At 49.2% G+C, this 21,717-nt stretch carries 20 protein-coding genes; 7 read left to right on the top strand and 13 right to left on the bottom strand.

Annotation, left to right across the window (positions count from 1 at the left end; genetic code table 11):
- Nucleotides 1-162 precede the first annotated feature (162 nt).
- From C12CBH8_RS09720 to C12CBH8_RS09695, 6 genes are all read right to left on the bottom strand, one after another.
- Nucleotides 163-1,092 carry a class I SAM-dependent methyltransferase gene (locus tag C12CBH8_RS09720; protein ID WP_215533121.1) on the bottom strand — a complete coding sequence of 310 codons (930 nt, stop codon included), beginning with the start codon at nt 1,090-1,092 and terminating at the stop codon, nt 163-165.
- A 177-nt stretch (nt 1,093-1,269) separates the two neighbouring features.
- Complete coding sequence (gene phoU / locus C12CBH8_RS09715) at nt 1,270-1,929, bottom strand: phosphate signaling complex protein PhoU (RefSeq protein WP_099322679.1); 660 nt, start codon at nt 1,927-1,929, stop codon at nt 1,270-1,272.
- Nucleotides 1,930-1,944: 15 nt separating this feature from the next.
- Complete coding sequence (gene pstB, locus C12CBH8_RS09710; protein WP_090265477.1) at nt 1,945-2,709, bottom strand: phosphate ABC transporter ATP-binding protein PstB; 765 nt, start codon at nt 2,707-2,709, stop codon at nt 1,945-1,947.
- A 19-nt stretch (nt 2,710-2,728) separates the two neighbouring features.
- Nucleotides 2,729-3,580: a phosphate ABC transporter permease PstA gene (pstA, locus tag C12CBH8_RS09705; protein WP_099322678.1), complete on the bottom strand. Its 852-nt coding sequence runs from the start codon at nt 3,578-3,580 to the stop codon at nt 2,729-2,731.
- The gene (gene pstC / locus C12CBH8_RS09700; RefSeq protein ID WP_090265283.1) at nt 3,570-4,442 is read right to left on the bottom strand and encodes a phosphate ABC transporter permease subunit PstC; all 873 of its coding nucleotides are present in this window, start codon (nt 4,440-4,442) and stop codon (nt 3,570-3,572) included. Before pstC ends, pstA begins: the two co-directional genes overlap by 11 nt.
- Nucleotides 4,443-4,523: 81 nt before the next feature.
- Nucleotides 4,524-5,414: a phosphate ABC transporter substrate-binding protein gene (locus tag C12CBH8_RS09695; RefSeq protein WP_390490004.1), complete on the bottom strand. Its 891-nt coding sequence runs from the start codon at nt 5,412-5,414 to the stop codon at nt 4,524-4,526.
- Nucleotides 5,415-5,972: 558 nt separating this feature from the next.
- Here C12CBH8_RS09695 and C12CBH8_RS09690 point away from each other — a divergent pair.
- From C12CBH8_RS09690 to C12CBH8_RS09660, 7 genes are all read left to right on the top strand, one after another.
- Nucleotides 5,973-7,754, top strand: a complete 1,782-nt coding sequence (locus C12CBH8_RS09690) for a Na/Pi cotransporter family protein (protein ID WP_215533120.1) — start codon at nt 5,973-5,975, stop codon at nt 7,752-7,754.
- A complete protein-coding gene (locus C12CBH8_RS09685) occupies nt 7,751-8,437 on the top strand; it encodes a response regulator transcription factor (RefSeq protein ID WP_099322675.1) in 687 nt (228 codons plus the stop codon). Before C12CBH8_RS09690 ends, C12CBH8_RS09685 begins: the two co-directional genes overlap by 4 nt.
- On the top strand, nt 8,437-9,786 hold the full coding sequence (locus C12CBH8_RS09680; RefSeq protein WP_099322674.1) for a sensor histidine kinase: 1,350 nt from the start codon (nt 8,437-8,439) through the stop codon (nt 9,784-9,786). Before C12CBH8_RS09685 ends, C12CBH8_RS09680 begins: the two co-directional genes overlap by 1 nt.
- Nucleotides 9,787-10,059: 273 nt before the next feature.
- The gene (locus C12CBH8_RS09675) at nt 10,060-11,271 is read left to right on the top strand and encodes a CDP-glycerol glycerophosphotransferase family protein (RefSeq protein WP_215533119.1); all 1,212 of its coding nucleotides are present in this window, start codon (nt 10,060-10,062) and stop codon (nt 11,269-11,271) included.
- Between the two features lie 43 nt (nt 11,272-11,314).
- Nucleotides 11,315-11,734, top strand: coding sequence for an FAD synthase family protein (locus tag C12CBH8_RS09670; RefSeq protein ID WP_099322673.1), 420 nt, complete (start codon nt 11,315-11,317; stop codon nt 11,732-11,734).
- A 23-nt stretch (nt 11,735-11,757) separates the two neighbouring features.
- A complete protein-coding gene (locus C12CBH8_RS09665; RefSeq protein WP_099322672.1) occupies nt 11,758-12,798 on the top strand; it encodes an asparagine synthase-related protein in 1,041 nt (346 codons plus the stop codon).
- Between the two features lie 169 nt (nt 12,799-12,967).
- On the top strand, nt 12,968-14,425 hold the full coding sequence (locus tag C12CBH8_RS09660; RefSeq protein WP_281389188.1) for an oligosaccharide flippase family protein: 1,458 nt from the start codon (nt 12,968-12,970) through the stop codon (nt 14,423-14,425).
- A gap of 55 nt (nt 14,426-14,480) precedes the next feature.
- Here C12CBH8_RS09660 and C12CBH8_RS09655 read toward each other — a convergent pair whose 3' ends face one another.
- The 7 genes from C12CBH8_RS09655 to C12CBH8_RS09625 form a co-directional block, all read right to left on the bottom strand.
- The gene (locus tag C12CBH8_RS09655; RefSeq protein ID WP_215533118.1) at nt 14,481-16,178 is read right to left on the bottom strand and encodes a recombinase family protein; all 1,698 of its coding nucleotides are present in this window, start codon (nt 16,176-16,178) and stop codon (nt 14,481-14,483) included.
- A 9-nt stretch (nt 16,179-16,187) separates the two neighbouring features.
- Nucleotides 16,188-17,831, bottom strand: coding sequence for a DUF262 domain-containing protein (locus C12CBH8_RS09650; RefSeq protein WP_246441512.1), 1,644 nt, complete (start codon nt 17,829-17,831; stop codon nt 16,188-16,190).
- Between the two features lie 126 nt (nt 17,832-17,957).
- Nucleotides 17,958-18,134 carry a hypothetical protein gene (locus C12CBH8_RS09645; protein WP_215533117.1) on the bottom strand — a complete coding sequence of 59 codons (177 nt, stop codon included), beginning with the start codon at nt 18,132-18,134 and terminating at the stop codon, nt 17,958-17,960.
- Nucleotides 18,124-19,104 (bottom strand): MobV family relaxase, encoded by a 981-nt coding sequence (gene mobV, locus C12CBH8_RS09640; protein WP_215533116.1) that lies wholly within the window; start codon nt 19,102-19,104, stop codon nt 18,124-18,126. The genes C12CBH8_RS09645 and mobV overlap by 11 nt, the downstream gene beginning before the upstream one ends.
- The gene (locus C12CBH8_RS09635) at nt 19,101-19,319 is read right to left on the bottom strand and encodes an LLM class flavin-dependent oxidoreductase (RefSeq protein WP_425503810.1); all 219 of its coding nucleotides are present in this window, start codon (nt 19,317-19,319) and stop codon (nt 19,101-19,103) included. Before C12CBH8_RS09635 ends, mobV begins: the two co-directional genes overlap by 4 nt.
- A 393-nt stretch (nt 19,320-19,712) precedes the next feature.
- Complete coding sequence (locus tag C12CBH8_RS09630) at nt 19,713-21,092, bottom strand: DNA primase family protein (RefSeq protein WP_215533115.1); 1,380 nt, start codon at nt 21,090-21,092, stop codon at nt 19,713-19,715.
- Nucleotides 21,070-21,690: a CHC2 zinc finger domain-containing protein gene (locus C12CBH8_RS09625; RefSeq protein ID WP_215533114.1), complete on the bottom strand. Its 621-nt coding sequence runs from the start codon at nt 21,688-21,690 to the stop codon at nt 21,070-21,072. Before C12CBH8_RS09625 ends, C12CBH8_RS09630 begins: the two co-directional genes overlap by 23 nt.
- Nucleotides 21,691-21,717: the final 27 nt, after the last annotated feature.

Genomic DNA, 21,717 nt, shown 5'->3' with positions numbered 1-21,717 from the left:
TTCAAATAACGTATCAAAGAATACCATATTTCTCGACAAATTACAAGGGATCTCTGCCAATTTCACCAAGCTGTATCGCGCATATTGCCAAAAACAATCCGGCTCACTCAATTTGAGCAAGCCGGATTCAAAAAGTATTTCAAATACATTTCCCCATAGCCCCTATTTCTCCATCACATAGACAGAGTAGGCCATCACTTTGAACCAAAACTTCTGAAGGAATCTTGACTTCTGATTTCCAAAGGCAGGTTCCCATTTGGCTTTGCGCAAAGTTTTCTTTCCCTTGCCATCCTTTAAGCAGAAGAACGGACCCTTTAGCAGCTGGAAAACAGCGGTTTTATATTTCCATCCCATCTTGGTGGTCAGCTCATAAAACTCTGCAAACCGCATTTCTGAAAAATGTAGGCCTTCAGCCTCGCTGCCGCGCGGGACGAAGTACTTGGAGATATCATGGGGACCGGTGTAGCGGTTGGGAATGATGGCAATGACCTCGCCGCCCTTTTTCATCTTGCGATAGAGCAATTTCAAAGTTTCATCCAGTTCATTGCGGAACAGGTGTTCCAGGACATTGTCTGCATAAAAGATATCGATGCTTTCATCCTTCAACTGCTCCAAGACGGTATAGACTTCACCTTCATAGGCTTGGATGACATTTTGTTTCTGGAGGGAACGAATTTCCTCTGTCAGGTAGACGTCACAGCCAATTGCCTGAACGTGATCCAATTGAGCGATGCGTTCCAAAGCGTTGCCGTAGCCGCATCCGGCCTCGAAGACGACAAGAGGATCGTTGTGAGGGAATTTTTTCTGATGATAGCGGATCCGGTTTAAAACAAGGCGGATACTGTTGAGATCCACACCCATAGACCTTTCCACAATGCCTTTCCGTTCCTTGTCGTATTGCTGCAGTTCCTCTACATACGTGTAGACCTTCCTTAAGTATTCCCTGCGTTCGTCCGAAAAAGGAGGCATATTTTTTGCTTTGAGACTGCAGGCCTTTTCCTCTTCGTACCGCAGCCGAAGCAACTGCTCATCGGATAAACCGCTTAATTGTATCAATTCACCATCTGTAGCTCTTACGATAGTGTCTTTCATTTTTCTCACTTCTTTATTAAAAAATAGAACACAAAGGATAAATAGCATATGAATGATACAATGTTTTTATACATGTGTCAAGGTTTCTCAGCATCTTGAAAAGAAAAAGAAAAATGCCGAAGCTGTAGATTTAAATGAAAAACAGCTTGGCATTTTGGATGGAATTTTAGTTTGTTGTTATACAATACGTTCTTCTCGATAAATACCGGTCTCACAGAACTTGACCCATTCGGCGATATTGACCGCGTGGTCACCGATGCGTTCCAGATATTTGGCGATCATCAACTGGTCGATGGCCGAATCTTGGGCAGCCTCTGTTCCGACCATCCGTTTGGCCAGTTTCCGTTTGACGATGTCGAAAGCATTGTCCACAATATCGTCGGCTTCCACCACTTTATCTGCCAGGTCCATATCGTGGCGGACAAAAGCGTCAATGGCCATGCGCGCCATATCCAGGGCCTTGTGGGCCATGGGGGAGATATCCTGTTCCACAGGAATGCCGTCGTCGGCCAGGCGGGGGATGATCTCGGCAATGTCGGCGGCGTGATCGCCGATGCGCTCCAGATCCGTGACGATTTTCAAAGCGGTGCTGACTTGACGTAAATCCCTGGCCACCGGCTGCTGAAGGAGCAGGAGGGTGAGACATACATGTTCAATGGCCCGTTCCTCCCGGTCGATGGCCTCATCGCCCTTGACGATTTTAGCAGCACGGTCTATATCCTTTTGTTCCAGGGCGTCGATGGCGCTGTCCACTGCGCCCGTCACCAGACGTCCCATATCGATGAGGCTCTGGTTCAAACTTTTTAATTGTGCATCGTACTCTGAACGGTTGCTCACAGAAAAACCTCCTTCTTAACCGAAACGGCCGGTGATGTAATCTTCTGTACGTTTATCCTTTGGCGTGGAGAAGACCCGGTCGGTAGGTCCCATCTCCACCAATTCACCCACCAGGAAAAAGGCACATTTGTCGCTGATACGGGCGGCCTGCTGCATGTTGTGGGTGACGATGATGACGGTGTACTTCTTTTTCAGATGGGTCATCAATTCCTCGATCTTCATGGTGCTGGCCGGATCCAAAGCGCTGGTAGGCTCGTCCATGAGGATGACCTCCGGTTCCACCGCCATGGCGCGGGCAATGCAAAGACGCTGTTGCTGTCCGCCGGACAAGCCCAATGCGCTCTTTTTCAAGCGGTCTTTTACTTCATCCCACAGAGCCGCACCGCGCAGGGCATTTTCCACAATCTCATCCATCTGGGCCTTTTTGATGTGGCTATGCAGACGGGGACCGTAAGCGATATTGTCGTAGATGCTCATGGGGAAGGGATTGGCCTTCTGAAACACCATACCGATCTTTTTGCGCAGCCAAGTGACGTCCACATCCTTGGCGAAGATATCTTTGCCATGAAAGGTGACCTCTCCGTCGATGCGCACGCCCGGTACCAGATCCTGCATCCGGTTGAGGGTTTTGAGGAAGGTGCTCTTGCCGCAGCCGGACGGGCCGATAAAGGCGGTGATCTCCTGGGAGAGGATGTCCATATCAATGCCTTTGAGCGCTTCAAACTCGCCGTAATGCAAGGTTAAGCCTTTGGTTTGAATGATGGGATTACCCGTTTCCATATTCATGAAGATCTCCTCACTATTTGTTTTTCTTTCTGGTCTTGGCTCTCACAGCCCGTGCAGCCAGATTGATGATCAGGACGATGACCAAAAGAAGTGCCGCAATAGCCCATGCCACGTCAAATTTGCCTTCCTCGAAGGCCGTCATATAGAGGGCAACCGATAAGGTCGCGCCGCTGCGGGAATAGGCTTCAAAGATGGTGTCGGCCACGATTTTACCAAAGCCTGCGGTGAAAAGCAGTGCGGCACTTTCCCCTACGATGCGTCCCACTGCCAGGATACAGCCGGTGATAATGCCGTCGGCACTGCTGGGCAATACGATGGTGCGCACAATGTGCCACTTGGTGGCGCCCAGCCCCAAAGCGCCTTCGCGATAACTTACGGGGACCGCTTTAAGGCTCTCCTGTGTGGTACGGATAATGGTGGGCAGTGTCATAACCACCAAAGTGAGGCAGCCGGCCAAAAGGCTGCTTTGAAAGCCCAGCATCTGGCAGAACACCAGCATACCCACCAGGCCGTAGATGATGGAGGGGATACCGGCCAAAGTCTCGGTGGTAAACTCAATGACACGGATGAGATGTTTATTCCTGGCGTATTCAGTCAGGTAGACGGCGGCGCCTACGCCCAAGGGCAGCACAATGAGCAGGGATAAAAGGATGACATAGAGGGTGTTGAGGATGTAGGGGAAGATGCCATCCACCTTTTTAGTGACGCTGGGGACACTGGTAATGAGCTGCCAACTGAGTTCCGGGACGCCTTTATAGAGCACGTAGCCAATGATGCCCACCAGCACGGCCATAGTAATGGCGGCGGCAACATACACAAAGGTGGTGCGCAGTCCGTTTTTCAAGACGCGTGATTTACTTTTCATGTTTGTTCCCCCGCTTGAGCACGGCACCCAGGACGCCGTTGATAATCATAATAAAGATGAAGAGCACCAAAGCGATACTGAAGAGCGCTTCCCGCTGAAGTCCGGAAGCATAGCTCATCTCCTTGGATACCGCGGTGGTCAGGAAGGTGACGCTCTTAAAGATGCCCGGCATATTGGCCACGTTGCCTGCAACCATCATGACGGCCATAGCCTCTCCCACAGCGCGTCCGATTCCCAGGACGATGCCGGCGGCAATACCGCTTTTGGCCGCAGGGACGCTGACTTTAAAGTAGGTTTCCGAAGTAGTAGCGCCTAAGGCGAGGCTTGCTTCCTCGTACTCCTTAGGGACGGCGTTGAGAGCCGTCACACTCACCGAGATGATGTTGGGCAGAATCATGATGCTCAGCACCAGAATAGCCGAAAGCAGGCAAGCGCCGTTTGACAGTTCAAATGCCTGAGCCACTGCCGGAACCAGCACCAGCATACCCACGAGGCCGTACACAACGCTGGGGATGCCGGCCAGCAGTTCCACCGCTGCGCTCACAGGTGCAGCCAGCTTTTTGGGAGCGATTTTAGCAAGAAAGACGGCGGTCAGCAGTCCCACCGGTACGCCGATCAGTGTGGCGCCGGCAGTACCCCACATGCTGGTGAGGATGAAGGGCAGGATGCCGTAACTGGGATCGGCGGCCGTGCTCTTCCACTCGGTGCCGAACAGGAAATCAATGGGTCCGATTTCAAAGATGGCCGGCAGGCCGGAGACGAGCATATAAATCGTAATGAGTACGACGCAAGCGATGGCCACCATACCACAGATAAAAAAGATGCTGTTCATCACTTTTTCAATCAAGTGTTTGACGCGCATGGAATCTCCTCCTAGTAAAAGCCCGGCGGACAAGGTATCGTCCGCCGGGTTTGTGGGCAAGGGGAACGCTTATCTGGGAAGTTAGGCCAGCGGGACAGCTCCGGCGGCACGGATCAGTTCGTCGGCATCTTTGCTGGTGGCGAATTCGATGAAAGTCTTGACAGCGTCGGACTGTTCGGCACCGTCCTTTGTGACGAAGACGAAGGGACGCTGGATGGCGTAGCTGCCGTCCTGGACAGTTTCTTCACTGGGGGCGACCTTGTCGATGGTCAGGGTCTTGACGCTCTCATCCACAGCCGAGAGGGAAGCATAGCCAATGGCGTTGGGATTGGACTGAACTTTGGCAATCACAGCGCCAGTGGCAGTCAACTCCTCCGAATAAACACACTTATCTTCTACACCGACAATGCTCTCGAAACCATCGCGGGTACCGCTGCCGGCTTCACGGCCGACGAAAACGATTTCAGCATCGTTTCCGCCCAGTTCGCTCCAGTTCTTGACTTCGCCGGTGGCGATGCGGGCCAGGTCTTCGAGGCTCAGGTCGGTGATGGGGTTATCCTTGTTGACGATGATGGAAATACCGTCCAAGGCGATCTTGGTACCGGTGACGCCGGTCTCATCTTCCTTCAGATCGCGGCTGGAGAGGCCGATATCCAAACTGCCTTCCGTAGCGCCGGTGATGCCTGCGCCGCTGCCGGTGGGATCGTATGTAATGTCCACATCAGGATATGTTTCAGCGAAGGCTTCCTGCAAAGCGCCGATGACCGCTTCCATGCTGGTGCTGCCGCCGGTGGAAATTTTACCGGACAGCTCTTTGGATGTGCTGGAATCTTCCGCACTGGCTGCCGCTGAGGAATCAGCTGCTTTCGAGGAACCGGCCGCTGTGCTGGAGGAATTATTGCTTCCGCAGCCCGACAGGCCCATGACAACCAGACAGAAAGTGGCGATGGTAGCCGCTGTAATTCTTTTGATCATACTGCTTTTCATAGTGTTCAAACTCCTTTTTTCAGTCGCCGACCCCTGGCCGGCCTTGCTTGTTTCTTTCGGGTACGGTTTAAGCATAATGCACCAGCGGATTTCCATCCACCATAGATTGGTCAGGTTTTTGTAAAACATAGGTAAACAGAAATCCGAAATGCAAAAAAAAAGTAAAAACCAAAAGAAATCTGTAAAATCTTCGCTTTTTCGGGTAAAAAAAGGCGTTAAAATCCTGATATTTATAGATCCGCTCGTTCAAATTTTGCGGAGCCCATCCGGTAGACGGAAATAGCGAATAGGATGTAACGTAAATAGACAGAGAGCCGTATGGACTGCCAGATGCCATTGCTTGCTGGCAAGATGAGACAGGTTAGAAACAATCGCGCCTTCTCTTATGGGAGTAGGATGTTGTCGTAAAATGTAAAATAACCTGGACTTTACAGGAATTTTACAAGAATATGGTCGAGGATTTTACAGTGGGTTCTTTACAATAATTAAGGTATTATTAAAATGCAGACATTTTGTTTGCTTGAAAGAGAGTCGTGAAAGAGTATGAGCATCTTCAACGTATTTACCCTCTTGGGCGGTCTAGCAATGTTTCTGTACGGCATGGACGTCATGGGAAAATCCCTGGAAAAACAGGCCGGCAATAAGTTGCAGACCATTCTAAGCCGCTTAACCGATAATCCGCTGAAGGGCTTTTTGCTGGGCCTGGTGGTCACTTCGATCATCCAAAGCAGCAGTGCCACTACCGTCATGGTGGTGGGATTTGTCAACAGTGGACTTATGCAGCTCCATCAGGCCATTGGAATTATCATGGGCAGCAACGTGGGAACCACCGTCACAGGCTGGATTTTGAGCCTGTCCGGCATCCAGGGGGAAAGCTTCTGGATTCAGTTGTGCAAGCCCAGCACTTTCGCTCCCATCCTTGCTTTTGTGGGTCTGATTCTTTACATGTTCTTAAAGAGCGAGAAGAAAAAAGGCGTAGGAACCATCCTCCTGGGATTTGCCATCCTAATGACCGGTATGGAGGTTATGTCGGGAGCCGTATCGCCGCTGGCCGACGATCCTCAATTTACCGCCTTGTTTACCGCTTTCAGCAACCCGATTCTGGGCGTGCTGGTGGGCGCGCTGCTGACAGGCATTATCCAAAGCAGCAGCGCCAGCGTAGGCATTTTGCAGGCCTTGTCCTCCACGGGCATCATCACATATGGAAGCGCCATTCCCATCATCATGGGTCAGAATATCGGCACCTGTGTTACCGCGCTCATCTCCTCTATAGGCGCCAACAAAAATGCAAAACGGGCCGCTATGGTGCACCTTTACTTTAACATCATCGGTGTGATTGTATTCCTCACCCTGTTTTATTCCCTCAATACAGTATTCCAATTCTCTTTTGTAAGCGACACCGTCAATCCGATGGGAATCGCTATCGTTCATTCGATCTTCAACATCCTGGCGACTGCCCTGCTTTTGCCCTTTAACCGTCTGCTGGAACGTCTGGCCATCCTTACCATCCCCGACAGCAAGAAGCCGGACACCATCCAGGTGCTGGATGACCGTCTGCTGGCAACTCCGGCCCTGGCGGTGGAACGCGCCCGTGCTGTGACGGTGGAAATGGCTGATTTGGCCCGTACCACCTTGTTGCAGGGAATGTCTCTGACCCACAAGTGGGATAAGGACTTGGCGGAAAAGATCACCGAGGGAGAACGGCGCATCGATGAATACGAGGACCGTTTGGGGACTTATCTGGTGCGTTTGTCCAGCCGCAGCCTCACCATGGAGGATAGCCACGCCATTTCCCTGTTGCTTCACACCATCGGCGACTATGAACGCATCGGCGACCATGCTGTCAACCTGATGGATACGGCAAAAGAGATCCATGAGAAGAATCTCCAATTTTCCGAGAGTGCGAAAAAGGATTTATCAGTATTGGAATCGGCTGTACAAGAGGTTCTGGATACCACCATCACCGGGTTTGAAAAGAGCGATATCAGCCTGGCCAATCAGGTACAGCCTTTGGAACAGGTGATCGACGATCTGGTACGTGAACTGAAAAGCCGTCATATTCAGCGCCTGCAGTCGGGCGAATGCACCATTGAACTGGGTTTTGTGCTGTCCGACCTGCTGACCAATTATGAACGCGTATCCGATCATTGCAGCAATATTTCGGTTACTCTGGAAGAGGTGGCTAGAGACCGCTTTGACACCCACGAATATGTGAGTAAAATGAAGGAGGGGGAAGGCAACGATTATCGTCGGCGTATCGAGGACTACCATCGGCGTTTTGCCCTCCCCGAAATGTCGCTGGAAGGGAAGTCAACAACAGCATGATTTATATTGTGGAAGATGATGCCAGCATCCTGGGGCTGGAAGAGTATGCCCTGCAAGGGTCCGGCTTTGAGACGAAGGGGTTTGAGGATGGGGAAAGCTTTTTAAAAGCTTGTGCTGAAAAGGTACCCCAGTTGGTGATTTTGGACGTCATGCTGCCAGGCCAGGATGGAATTTCCATCTTGGGACAAATCCGCAAAGACGCCAGGATGCGGGATGTAGCCGTCATTATGGTGACGGCCAAAAGCAGCGAGATCGATGTGGTCAAAGGGCTGGACCATGGGGCGGATGATTATCTGGCAAAACCCTTTGGAGTGATGGAGTTTATCAGCCGGGTGAAGGCGGTACTTCGCCGGTCGGAACGCCGGGAGGAAACGGTGGAACTGCTGGAATTTGGTCCGGTGCGCATGGATGAAGGCCGTCACAGCGTGGAGGTGGACGGCCATGCAGTGGAGCTGACTTACAAGGAGTATACTCTGCTGCGGCTTTTCTTACAAAATGCTGAACAGGTGCTCACAAGGGAGACCATCATGCGGGAAGTATGGGATACTGATTTCTCTGGAGAAAGCCGGACGGTGGATATGCACGTCCGGACGCTCCGTCAGAAACTAGGGGATGCCGGAGAATTTATCCGCACTGTGAGAAAAGTGGGATATCAGCTCAGCGAAAAGGCGGAAGATGCGTAATGAAGCAGAGCATGGAGGAGAAAATTTCATATAGGCTCCTAATTATTGGACTTCTTTCCATGCTGGTGACGGCTATTGTCTGTACGGCCATGTTTCACCGGGCCTTGACAAAACAGGTGCTGCATGACCTTTCCATCAATGCAAAGGACATTGCAGCGGCCTATCCGCTTCTACCGGAGCTGTCGGATTTATCGCAGTTTGGCGGGGAGGATATCCGTCTGACTCTGATCGCGTCCGACGGCACGGTGCTTTATGAAAACCAGGCGGGGGAAGGATTGGAGAACCACCTGTCCCGGCCTGAGATCCAAAGTGCACTGGACTCCGGAGAGGGATGGGATGAACGCACCTCTGCCTCGATGGGATACAATACCTATTATTATGCCATCCGCTTGGAGGACGGCAATGTACTGCGCGTCGCATTGGATGCGCAAGATATTTCCTCTAATTACAACGATATGCTGCCCATGATTGTCATCAGCTGTATTGTGATTCTGGCACTGTCAGCCGTGCTGTCCATCCTCCTGACGAGGCGGTTGGTCCGTCCTATCGAAAGCATGGCCGATAATCTGGACGATATCAGCAACCATGTTCCGTACCGGGAACTGGAACCTTTTGCCCGGGCCATACAGATCGACCAACAGAGCCGAAAAAGCAGCGAACGTCTGCGCCGGGAATTCACTGCCAATGTCAGCCACGAGCTAAAGACGCCGCTGACCAGCATTTCCGGCTATGCTGAGCTCATCCAGACGGGAATGGCAAAGCCGGACGACGTCAAAGATTTCGCTGCCAAGATCCGGAAAGAGTCGTCGAGACTGCTGATTTTGATCGGCGATATTATTAAACTCAGCGAACTGGACAGTGCAGACGGGGAACCTCAAGTGGCGGCCCACTTTGAGCAGGTGGATTTGATGGATGTGGCGAAGGAATGCGTCAGTGACCTTCAGCTGACTGCGCAAAAGTCTTATGTCACGATTCTAGCCCAAGGGTCGAGTGCGCTGGTACAGGCCGACCGGGGACTGCTGGTGGAGCTGTGTACCAATTTGTGCGACAATGCCATCCGCTATAACCGGGCGGGGGGCAAGGTCACTGTGATAGTGGAAAACAACCCGGAAGGGGCATCGTTAACTGTACAGGACACAGGCATCGGAATTCCTGCTAAGCATCAGCAACGGGTGTTCGAACGGTTTTACCGGGTGGATAAAAGCCGCAGCAAAGCCACAGGAGGTACGGGCCTGGGCCTTGCAATTGTCAAACACATCGCTATGCTCCATGGCGCCAAGTTGACGTTGGAAAGCGAGGAAGGAAAGGGTACGACCATCCGCGTGCTGTTTGTGCCGCGCAAAACATGAAGAATCTAAAAAAGGATAGGGAGGATAGAAGTCTCCCTATCCTTTTTTCTGTTTTCATGTGCCTTTGCTTGTGATGAAAATACATGAATTTTTCGGCAGAAAAGTGTATTTATTTATGGATTATAACACAAAACGACATGGCTATCCACTTGAATTATTCTGGATTATGTGTTACATTTAATTCCATAAGAAAAATAAGGATTATAATCCAGAGGATTCCTTTGAAAAAATTGTACAGATTTCTGTGCAGGAGGTAGGGGGCTTATCAATCAAATGACTGGAAAAGACAAGAAAACCAATATCTTGCAATCCTTGCGTCAGGCCCCGTCCGCCATGTTCAAGGGGTTCGTCACGCGTGTCTTTTGTTTACTGCCGTTGAAGAAATACATAATGTTTGAGAGCACAAACGATTTTGACGGCAATGCAGGGGCATTCTATACCTATCTAAAACAAGCTGGGGTCTTAGAGGAATACAAGGCTGTGTGGGTAACTAAAAATAACAGCTATACCATGCCGGAAGTGATCACAGTCCCTAGGAATCCGTCTTCCATCAAGCAGTATCTGAGGAGACAGTACTATGGATGTGTCTCAAAATTCCAGTTCTGGGACAATGCGCCCATCCGGAAAAGACGAAAGAGGCAGGTGAATGTCAACCTGAGCCACGGTGCGCTGCCATATAAGATGGTAGCGCCACTCTCTGAATTCCCTGATTTTACTGATTTTGCCGTCTCTCCCAGCGAGCAATGTTACCAATATAAGAAACGCAGCTGGAATATAAGCGATAAAGTTGAGCCGCTGTATTCGTCGCTGCCCCGCAACGACGTCTTCGCCGGCCATGGCTGGGATGAGCTTTCTAAGATCTGTGGAGATAAGAAATACCGTAAGGTAATCATCTGGATGCCCACTTTCAGAGCCCATGTGAATGGAAAACGCAATGATTCCACAAAGGAGTATCCTTATGGGATCCCTGTTATTTATTGTGCGGAAGATTTTGATGCGCTCAACGAACAGCTGAAAAAGCTGGACATACTATTACTTGTCAAACATCATCCCCGTTCGATTCAATATCTGTCTCTGCCGGATCTGTCCAACGTGGCCTTCTGGCATCAGCTTGACACGCAAGAGGTCGACTTCTGCAAGCTGCTGACACAGATGGATGCCCTTATTTCGGATTACTCTTCGGTTGTCTTTGACTATATGCTGCTGGACAGGCCCATTGCGTGGACCCTGGACGATCTGGACAGTTATAAGCCTAAATTTACCATGGAAGACCCCATGAGTTTTATGCCTGGGAACCACATCTATCGGTTCGATGATTTAATGGATTTTATCAAACAGGTATCCAGCGGAGAGGACATCTTCCGAGAACAGCGCAATGATCTTAGAATCCGGTTGGGCTTAAAGGACTATGGCCGCGGCTGCGAGACGATAGCGGATTTCTTGGGTTTGACATCACGCAGGACGGGTAAAGAGAAAGCCGATTAGCCGGCGGAAATGATTACAATTGGGGTGTGAAGGGAGATCCATCATGATTATAGGTTATACCGCAGGTGTCTATGACTTATTTCATATCGGGCATTTAAACCTGTTGAAGAATGCAAGCGGCATGTGCGACAAATTGATCGTCGGGGTCACGACCGATGACCTTGTCCTGTATAAAGGGAAACACGCCATGATCCCCTTTGAGGACCGGATTGAAATTGTAAGAAGCATCCGGTATGTCGATGCCGCCGTCCCCCAGTCTGATATGGACAAGCTTACGATGTGCAAAAAGCTGGGAGCCAGCATCCTTTTCGTAGGGGATGACTGGTACGGTACGGAAAAATGGCAGCAATACGAAAAGGAATTTCAAGAGGCAGGCATTCGGATCGTCTATTTCCCCTATACGAAGGGGATCTCGTCCACACAAATTTCCAAAGCATTGAAAGCCGTTCGGGATACGTTATAGGCCAAGTAGTTGGAGGAGAGGCAATGCAGGTTGACAAACGATATTGCATGAGTTCATACTTGATGTATAGGACCATTGTGGACCATGAAAAATGCTGGTCGGAACAAATAAGGCCGCATTTGTGGGAGGATACCATCCCGCGCAGGCCAGTACACGACAGTGTGGAACTGGAAAACCATATAAAAAGTTCGATTGAAACAATCAGTAAAGAGAAAAAAGTAGCATTGGCTCTTTCGGGCGGAATTGACTCGGCTATTTTAGCGAAATTTATGCCGCCTGGATCAACGGCATATACGTTTCAATGCATTGTCCCGGGCGTAGAGGTGACAGATGAAACGCCTATGGCGGCAAGATATGCAAAGGAATGCGGGTTAAAACATGAAGTAATTAAAATTTATTGGGAAGATTTTGAAAACTATGCCCCTATCCTGATGAAGCACAAAGGAGCGCCCTTTCATTCCATTGAAGTACAGATCTACAAAGCGGCCCTAAAGGCAAAGTCGGACGGCGTAGATGTGCTTTTATTCGGGGAAAACGCGGATATTATTTACGGCGGGATGAACGGCCTTTTGTCCCAAGATTGGTTAATAGGAGATTTTATCGATAGGTACACGTATGTGATGCCGTACAAGGTCTTAAAGCAGCCGGAATTGATTTTGGAACCTTTTTACAAGTATACAGTGGATGGACATGTGGATCCACACTCTTTTGTCTCCGATATTTTTAGGATTGAGGCAATGGGATCGTATACGAATGCTGTCCAAACCGCAGGGATTTCGCTTGTATGCCCGTTTGCCGAGACATATTTGGCGGTTCCGATAGATTATACAAGAATCCGCAATGGGGAAAATAAATACTTGGTCAGAGAGGTTTTCCAGCGCCTGTATCCTGACTTGGTTGTCCCGCCCAAGACGCCCATGCCGCGCCCGATGAACGAGTGGTTTAAAGACTGGCAGGGACCGGTTCGTCCGGAGTTTTGGCCCCACTGTACGGATGGGATGACGGGAGATCAAAAATGGCTGGTATGGTGCTTGGAAAAGTTTCTAGATCTGTGTGAGAAGTAAGGACGGCAGAGGCAAAAAATCTCATAAGACCATGGTGAACAGGAATGAGGCAGAAGAAACCCTACAGGGAAAAGGCCCGGGACTGTATGGGATGCTTCTGCTTTGCCATGTCTAGAAAACGAACGGGAAAGGTTCTGATTCAGAGATCGTTCCAAACGTAAAAAAGAAGGTGCTTCCGATTACTGGTTTATTAAAAAAGTATAGGGGTATCCCTGTCCAGGTAAAAGCGTCATTTTGGTTTTTGATCTGCGCTTTTCTGCAAAAGGGAATCTCTATGCTTACAACGCCCATTTTTACGAGGCTTTTGTCCACAGCGGAATATGGGCAATATAATGTATTTAATTCTTGGCTGAGCATTGTGACGATTTTTGTCTCTCTGGACTTAGCTGCCGGCGTCTATACGCAGGGACTGATCAAGTTTGAGACGGAGAGAAAGGTTTATTCCTCCTCTCTGCAAGGGCTGACAACCACATTGTGCCTTTTCTGGACGGTAATTTACTTACTATTTCGAAATTTCTGGAATGATCTATTTTCACTGACGACCGTCCAAATGCTGGCCATGCTGGTGATGATATGGGCGACGGCTGTCTTCCGGTTCTGGGCGGGGGAACAGCGGGTTCTATACCGATATAAGGCGTTGGTTTTTGTTACATTGGGCGTGTCTTTTGCAAAGCCGGTCATAGGTATCGTGTTCGTCGTTTTGGCGGAAGATAAAGTCACAGCCAGGATATTGGGACTGGCTTTGGTGGAACTGATCGGGTATGCCGGGTTCTTTTTTGTCCAGATGTGGAGGGGCAAAAAGTTTTACTCAGCTAAATTCTGGAAACATGCACTGTTGTTTAACCTGCCTTTGATTCCTCATTACCTATCGCAGGTTGTGTTGAGCAGTGCGGATAGAATTATGATCAAAGATATGGTAGGGGATAGCCAGGCAGGTATTTACAGTTTGGCCTATGCAGTGTCTTCTATCATGGCTTTGTTTAATTCTTCCTTATCACAGACCATCAGCCCGTGGGTGTATCGAAAGATTAAAGAGAAAAAAATAAAGGACATCCCTTCAGTCGCCTACATCTCCCTTGCGCTGATTGCCGGGGTGAATTTACTTTTGATCGCCTTGGCTCCGGAAGCAGTCGCAATTTTTGCTCCTAGAAGTTACCACGAAGCCATATGGGTAATTCCGCCGGTGGCAATGAGCGTCTACTTTATGTACAGCTACGACTTATTTGCAAAGTTTGCTTTTTACTATGAAAAGACGAATTTTATTATGCTGGCAAGCATAATAGGAGCGGCATTAAATGTTGTGCTGAACTTTATTTGCATTGGGATCTGGGGCTATGTCGCAGCGGGATACACGACGTTAGTCTGTTATATTGTATACTGTATCGGACACTATATCTTCATGAACAAGACCTGTGACAAATATTGTGATGGGGTAAGGCCTTATCAGCTGAAAAAGATTCTTTTTATCACAATACCCTTTTTAGCCATGGGTTTCCTTCTGCTTCTCACCTATAATTATGCAATCCTCCGATATGGACTGATTGCGGTAGCTGCTGTTTTCGCTTTTGTGAAAAGAAAACAACTCGTGGGATTGGTGAAAAAGGTTATGGCCGTTAAGAAAAGCTGAGTGGAAAAAACAAAAATAAGAAGCCGGTATCCAAAAGATACCGGCTTCTTTTATATTATTCGCTGTATGGATTTTCCGTCTTCCGGGATAAGAGGGCCACCGATTCAACTTGCTGTTCGTTGTCCAAACTGATATTCATATCTTCCTCGATGATAGGCAACCGGAACTTGATGGATTTCAGCCACTGACCATTGGGTTGACGCTCCGGGTAAATCTGAATTTCAGAAATCAGTTCCTCAATCAACTGCCGTTTTTCTCTGTCGTTCATCTTTTCATAGAGTTGATCGAAGTAGATCAGAACCTTGTAGATATTATCGCCGGTCAGCTTTTCTGCCTCAATAGCCTGTTTCTTGGCTCTGGCTGCAATCAGCAGAGACTCCAATTCTTCAATCTTATCATACATCCCATAGAGCCGATCATCAAGGTCTGATTTCCGCCTGCCGTAATGCCGGTCATCCGGGTCAAGAGAGTCGATTTCTTCAATTAGCTTGGATTTGGTGGAATAAGCCTGACGAAGCTGTTTTTCATAGCTGCTGATTTCCTGCTCAATGGCCGTGGTATCGACTTTCATGTTGATCTTTTCCTGCATCATCGCCGCAAATTTGGGATTGCTGACCAGCTTGCAGATTACCTCCGCCACAGCATCGTCCAGAAGCTCTTTCCGAATTTGCTTCTTGTAATCGCATTTATGCCCACGGGTCATAGAACGATGTTTGCAGCCATAGTAGTAGAAATCCTTGTATTTGCTGCCGTCCGCTTTCCGTTTCACGCACTTATTACCGTACATTCCAACACCGCATATGGGACATTTTACGATGCCGGACAACAGGTGCGTGCATTCATTTTTCCCTTTGTTGACGTGTTCATACCGCTTGGCTTGAGCCGCCAACTTGACCTGTGCTGCCTGCCATACATCCTCCGGAATAATGGCCTCATGCAGACCATCCACCAACAAAAAGTTTTCTTGTTCTACCAAACGGTACTCGTTTCTGGTTCCATGCACCTTTTCGGTTTTTCGCCTGCCATAGGCAATTTTGCCGCAGTAAACCGGATTTTTCAGAATCATGCGGATCAGACGAGCATCAAAAAGAGGATTTTTCCCGTTCTGGCGCTGGACTTTGCTGATCCCATGATTTTCAAGATATTTTGCGATCCCATTTGCGCCGGAATCGGTTGTAACATACTGCTCATAGATGGTGCGAATTGCCGGAGCTTCCTCCTCGTTGATTTCCAGCTTGCCATCCACCAGTTTATAGCCGTAGGGGGCAAAGCCGCCGTTCCACTTGCCCTCTCTGGCCTTTTGGATACGACCTTCCATGGTTTGGACACGGATGTTTTCACGCTCAATTTCCGCCACTGCCGATAGGACGGAAATCATCAGCTTCCCCGCATCTTTGGAGGAATCAATACCATCCTCCACACAGATCAGGTTGACGCCAAAATCCTGCATGACCTGTAAGGTGGAAAGGACATCCGCCGCATTTCTACCAAAACGGGACAGCTTGAATACCAGAACAAAGGAAACGCCATCCTTGCCGGTTTTGATGTCCTCCATCATCTGGTTGAATTGCGTACGGCCTTCAATCGATTTTCCCGATTTTCCCGCATCCTCATATTCGTGAGCAATCTCGTAATCATTGAATTCTGCAAAGGCTTTCATGCGGGATTTCTGGGCATCCAGCGAGTAGCCGTCAATCTGCATGGCGGTAGACACTCTCGTATATGTATAAACTTTTATCTTTTCTTTTTTCATAAAACTTCCTTATGCTGTTCTATCCGCCTGTGTAACAATCACTCGTTTGTTCAGTTCCTCGCAGAACCAGTTTAACCTGTTTTGGAAAAATGTTTGATAATCATCTTCCAAAACGCCCCAGCCTGAGGCGGCACTTATTAAATGGGAATTCAGCGCTTTTTCAAGATTCGGATTTTGGGCCATATATTCGCTGATATATTTGGATGGTGCTCTGTCACGAATCGAGCGCTTATTCAGAAAATCGTCCACGATTGTAATATTGCCGATATGATTTACCAGCCAATCATCAACTTCTGGGTGTGCCTTACGCATATATGCTTTAGGGAAAAAATGATGGTAGTTTTTACTGTTTGCCTGTTTCAGCCAATCATTCGCAATGTGAACAATGCCATTATTCTGATACGAGACTGGCTGCTGGTAAGCAAGCAGGCAAAGCATACCCTTGATGAAAGCTGAACCGGCAGAAAAATAACCGTGATTCCGAATAAACTCAACAGAAGTATCGATCGGAACATCGTAAACGGGCTGCTCATTGTTCAAAATTTTGTCAATCAGCTTCATATCTTGTGTTAATTTTGTTTCCGCAGCACTCGAAAATCTTGAAGTTAGTACGCAGCGCCAGAAGTAATCCTGAAGAAGATCCTGCTGCAAACCTGCCGGAATATCTTTGTGATGGAAGAAATAGTAGGTAAACGGAACCAGTAAAGCATCATACGGAAGAAGTTGTGAAACAGGAATTTTATAAAAGCTGCGCAAATAATCTACAGCTGACTCAAACGCACTCTCAACTCGGGGCCATACATCGATAAATTTTTGTTTTTCCAGGTTCAGAATGCTTTTTCTGGTGCATTCTTTCACGAGACATACAGAGACAGCCTGCAAAACAGTGGAGCTGGAGATTGTGTCGTAGTCAACATTTGAAAGATTTTCAATAAGTGCATCGTATTTCTCAGATAAGTCAAATTTCTTTGCTTCATCATAAGTTTTTGCTGCCATGATCTCAAACAGCGTCAAGGGTTTGCCGCCGATATTGATTCTTGTGAAAATTTCGGTTGCCACTTCAATGGGAGCGTTTTTTACATCGATCTTTGAAAACTGGTAGGTCTGTACCGCTTTACGATACGCATCGATCGTATCAATATAGTCGTTATACTTACTCAAAAGCAAACTGAGGGAGCCATTGAGAAGATCGACGAAGCGGATGATTTGTGTGTCCTGATACCCTGTTTTATCGGTAAGCACAAGAGAATCATCGGATTTTGCGGAAAGATTCACATAAATCTCAGAGTAGTCGGTAATCTGTCCGTTGTCATCTTCTAACTTTGCGCCTCGAAGTGCCACATATAAACTGGTCATACGCTGCTGCCCATCCAGAACATACTGGACAGTATTTCCATCAGGCGTATCCGGGAATTGAAAATTTCCAATATTACGAACGGAGCGAAGGCGGTCATTTGTCTCCCAAATAATAAAGGTGCCAATTGGGTAGCCTTTCAGGATGCTGTCGATCAATCCGGCAGTTTCCTCAATACTCCAGACAAACTTCCGCTGAAACTGGGGAATCTTTATCTGGCCTTGTTCAATATTTGAAATAAGATTGTTATAAAGCATATTGCCGGGCAGCGACTGATACTGAGATACTTGATTATCCATCCTCAACACCTTCTCTTTCTGATTATGACATCCGCTCGTTCATCACATCAAACTAATATACCTCAATATAGGGAGGCTCCTGCTCTCCCTATATTGAGTTTGGACAATTACCACACGATTATTGTATCACGCCGCTTTTTGCGTTTCAACATTTTCTTTGTAAACATTTTTAGTTGTGTTGTGTTTTGCGGCTTTCTCCTCGGGAAACATTGGAGCGGGCAAAGCATCTAAGTCCAGTTCCCCAGCATATTTTTCAATCATATCTGCCAGTAAAACGGCAAGGCCGTTCCACTCATCTATCATAGGCATTTATCCTCCGTCTGTCCGGTTTGTGCATATACTCTGCCAGCACTTCTTTAGGAATGCGATCCAGCACCGCCACAGCGTCAGCATAGTCCCGCCGCAGCTTGGCATCGGCCAGCTGCTTCAAAGTGCTTTCTTGGGTTGCTTTCTCTAGGGATTGCTCCAGCTGAGCGTTCTCCTGTTTCAGCTTTTTGTTTTCCACGGTGGTTTCCGTAAATGCCACCTGATACTTCTTCATGGTGCTGTGCATCTGCTCCACCGCAGGGATATACTGATCCAGCAGAGCCGCAATCTCGGCAGCTCTGCTTTTTGCGTTAAAGGCTCCAATACCGGCCAGCAGTTCTTCCAGCTTGGCTTTTTGCTTGGTCAGGCGGGTCATCTCTTTGAACACTCTGGGCGGGATGTGGTCACGTCCGGTCTGGCTGGCGCTTTCCCCACGCTCCAGGTCGGGATATTTCCGCACCATGTGTTCCCAGAACTTGTCCTGCCACTGGGTCAGCTTTTTCTTATTTCCCACGATCTCCTTGGCGCTGAGCCTGCCATCCACAGTCAGCGGGACAAAAGAAAGGTGCATATGGGGCGTTTTCTCGTCCATATGCACCACGGCGGATATGATTGTTTTGGGGTCTTGGTTTTGCTGGAGAAAGGTCAGCGCCTCTTGAAAATAGGCTCTGATCTCAGATCTCTTCTTTCTCTGAAAGAACTCCGGTGTGGCAGTTACCAGGGCTTCCACGACTCGAACACTGTCTGACCGGGTACGGCAACCGGCTTCTTTGATCTGCCGCTCCGCCTCCGCACGATATTTTCGTTCTGGCTCGATCAGATGGAAATTATACTTGCTCCTGCTGATGTCCACATCGGGGTTGCTAGCGTATTTCTCTTTGGTGCGCTCATTGTGGGCTTCGATGTTCCCAATTTCCGGTCCCTTGTACTTGGCAAAGCGAAGAATAGCATACTGTGGTTTGCTCATACTCTGTCTCTCCGTTTCTGCCAGATCAGGTCATATCCCAGCACATCGGCCAGCTCCACAACCTCCTTGTAGCGGATGGATTCCCGCTGGAGTTTGGCGGACAGGTTGGAAACACTGTCCGACCAGTCGTATTCCTCATGGAGCCGGTCAACTACCTCCTGCATGGTATATCCGGCCCGGACGATCTGTGCCTTAATCTCGTTGCGTACCGTCATCATCAAAAATCCTCCTAAATTTACTTGATAAAAAAGCGAAGCTGGCACGCCCTCTGGCATAACCGCTTCGCTGTGTGGTGAAAAATCTCCTTGTCACCAAATCCGTTCAGAATTGCCGGTGTGATGTCCTGCCCATAGGTCGCACCTTCCGACTTTTCCGTTACGTGTGACTTGACTTGAAACCGTGCATTTCCCCATGATTCCATGCACCCGGTTCACCGGGGCGAGAAGCACGGTTTCGCAAAATGATTTCTTCCAATAGGCAAATACTTTTCGATTTCCACTTGCCTTGATTTAGCATGGGGATTTGACCAGTGATTCTGACTGACATAGCCGCTGAATTGCTATAAAAGGGAGAACAACGGTCAATCAAAGCGTACGTACGTACATGGCTCAGCGCCGCCATTCCTCCGGCACATCTTCCGGTACGTACGTACGCATCGAATCACCGGAAAACACTGATATATGATTTCTCACCAGTACCGCAATCCCCAGAAAGCCACGCACCCGCCGTCCGGCTGCGTTGGTCACATTGTTGCAGTATTCCAGATTGTAGCGGCTCTGGCAGGCGATCAGGGCTTCGCTGAAGCTGCGGGGTTTCAGGGCAGGCAGGTTGTTCTCGGTGCAGTAAATCTGGTATGCCTCATACAGCTCTTTGGAGCTGGCAGATAAATCGGCTTTCAGGCGAACATACCCGTCAGAATCCAGAAAATCATAGACATTGTTATTGTCCCGTTTGACTGCCTCCCGATTCCCTCTGGTGCGCTCACTTTCGGTGAATTTGAAGTTGTTGGCGGCCAGCCGCTGCAATCCCTCAAAAGCCCACAGCAGAATACCCTCCACCTCGGCTTTCATCTTCTCGGCAAGGTCGGGATCATCCACACGGCCATCTGGTTTTTCTTTCGTGGTCAGCACCAGCTGGCGGCGGTAAAATCCGTCGCTGCGGTCAAACAGCGCCTGCAAATCTCCGTTGGAGAAGGCCAGCAGCCGGGCGCACATCCATCCCTGATAGCTCTGCTTGCCCTTGCGTTCCAAATCCATCTTACCCTGGGCAGTGACGATGGATTTCACATAGTTGGTTTGGCGAAGGGCCTCCATCCGCATATCGTCATCCACGCACAGGAGGATATGTTCCAAATCGGCACGTGCAAAACGGTTCTCGGATATTTTCCCGATGCTGCCGTCCTTCATGTTGGAGCCGAACAAAGTTCCCAGCACAGCGCCGATCTGCGACTTTCCTTCGCCGCCGCTGCCCTTAATCACCATCATCCGCTGTCCCTTATTGCTGGGGATCAGGCAGTAGCCGATATATTCCTGCAAGGTGGGGATGTCCTCCGGGTAGAGCAGGCCATCCAGAAATTGCAGCCAGAGGACAGGTTCCGGAGCGTTGGGGTTGTAGGCCACGGGGAAACGGTTGCGGACGATTTTCGGCTTTCCCTTCGCAAAGGTCCCATCCAGAAAAAGTGTCCCGTTGGAAAGGTGAATCCGGTCCGGCTCCGGGGGAAAATCCTCCGCCAGCGCCGCCAGCTTCATCAGCTCCACAATGTTGCTGATTTTGCGGGGAATGTTGCTGACCGCACAGCATTTCAGCTCCTCAAAAATCTCTCCCCGCAAAGGCAGCTCATCGGTCACACGGCCTTCGGGCGTGAAAAAAGCCCCGTTTGTGAAGATGATCTTGTGCGTCTGCAAGAACTCCTCACAAAACAGGGCTTCGTTGATGCTTTTTCCATCAAACCAAACGGGCATCCCGTCAGGCTGCTTGTTTTTCTTCATGGGTGACTTCCTCCTTTTCCAATCTCTTTAACCGTTCCTCCAAACCGGCGATCAGGCCATCCTTGTTCAGCATTTCTACAATTTTTACCCGCTGTTCCAGCTCGGCGGCAATCAGCAAATCTGCCAGATACTCCACATAGTCCAGCATCTGGCAGGCTTCCACAAACCGATCATCCAGATTATCTTCCGGTCTCTTAGGTGCGTGCTGTACCTTCCAGCGTTCCAGAAGATGCAGATAATCGCACAATACCCGCAGGCAGCGAACCTCCTCCTGCCGGTATGCTTTCAGCAGAGGACGTTTTGGTCTGGGCATGGCGATTGCCGCTGGTGGCTTGTCCGGGTCAATCCCGAAGTCATAAGACAGCTTTTTAGCCGCCTCGTAGCTGCTCAGGCCGAACAACCTCGCCACCAGGTCAATCACATCGCCGGTGGCTCCGCAGCCGAAACAGTAAAAGTACCTCTCGTTCAGCTTCATGCTGGGATGCCAGTCATCGTGGAAGGGACAACAGGCCATGCCGTTTCGGCTGACTTGCAGCCCATAATAGGCCGCAACCTCCGGAACCCGGACAACTTGTTTTATCAGCTCAAACCATGTCATTACTGCTCACTCCCTTCCGAAAGAAAA

Origin of the sequence: Solibaculum mannosilyticum (genome assembly GCF_015140235.1) — a bacterium.
GTDB classification, from domain to species: Bacteria; Bacillota; Clostridia; order Oscillospirales; family Acutalibacteraceae; genus Solibaculum; species Solibaculum mannosilyticum.
This window is presented reverse-complemented; position numbering and strand designations above follow the sequence as displayed.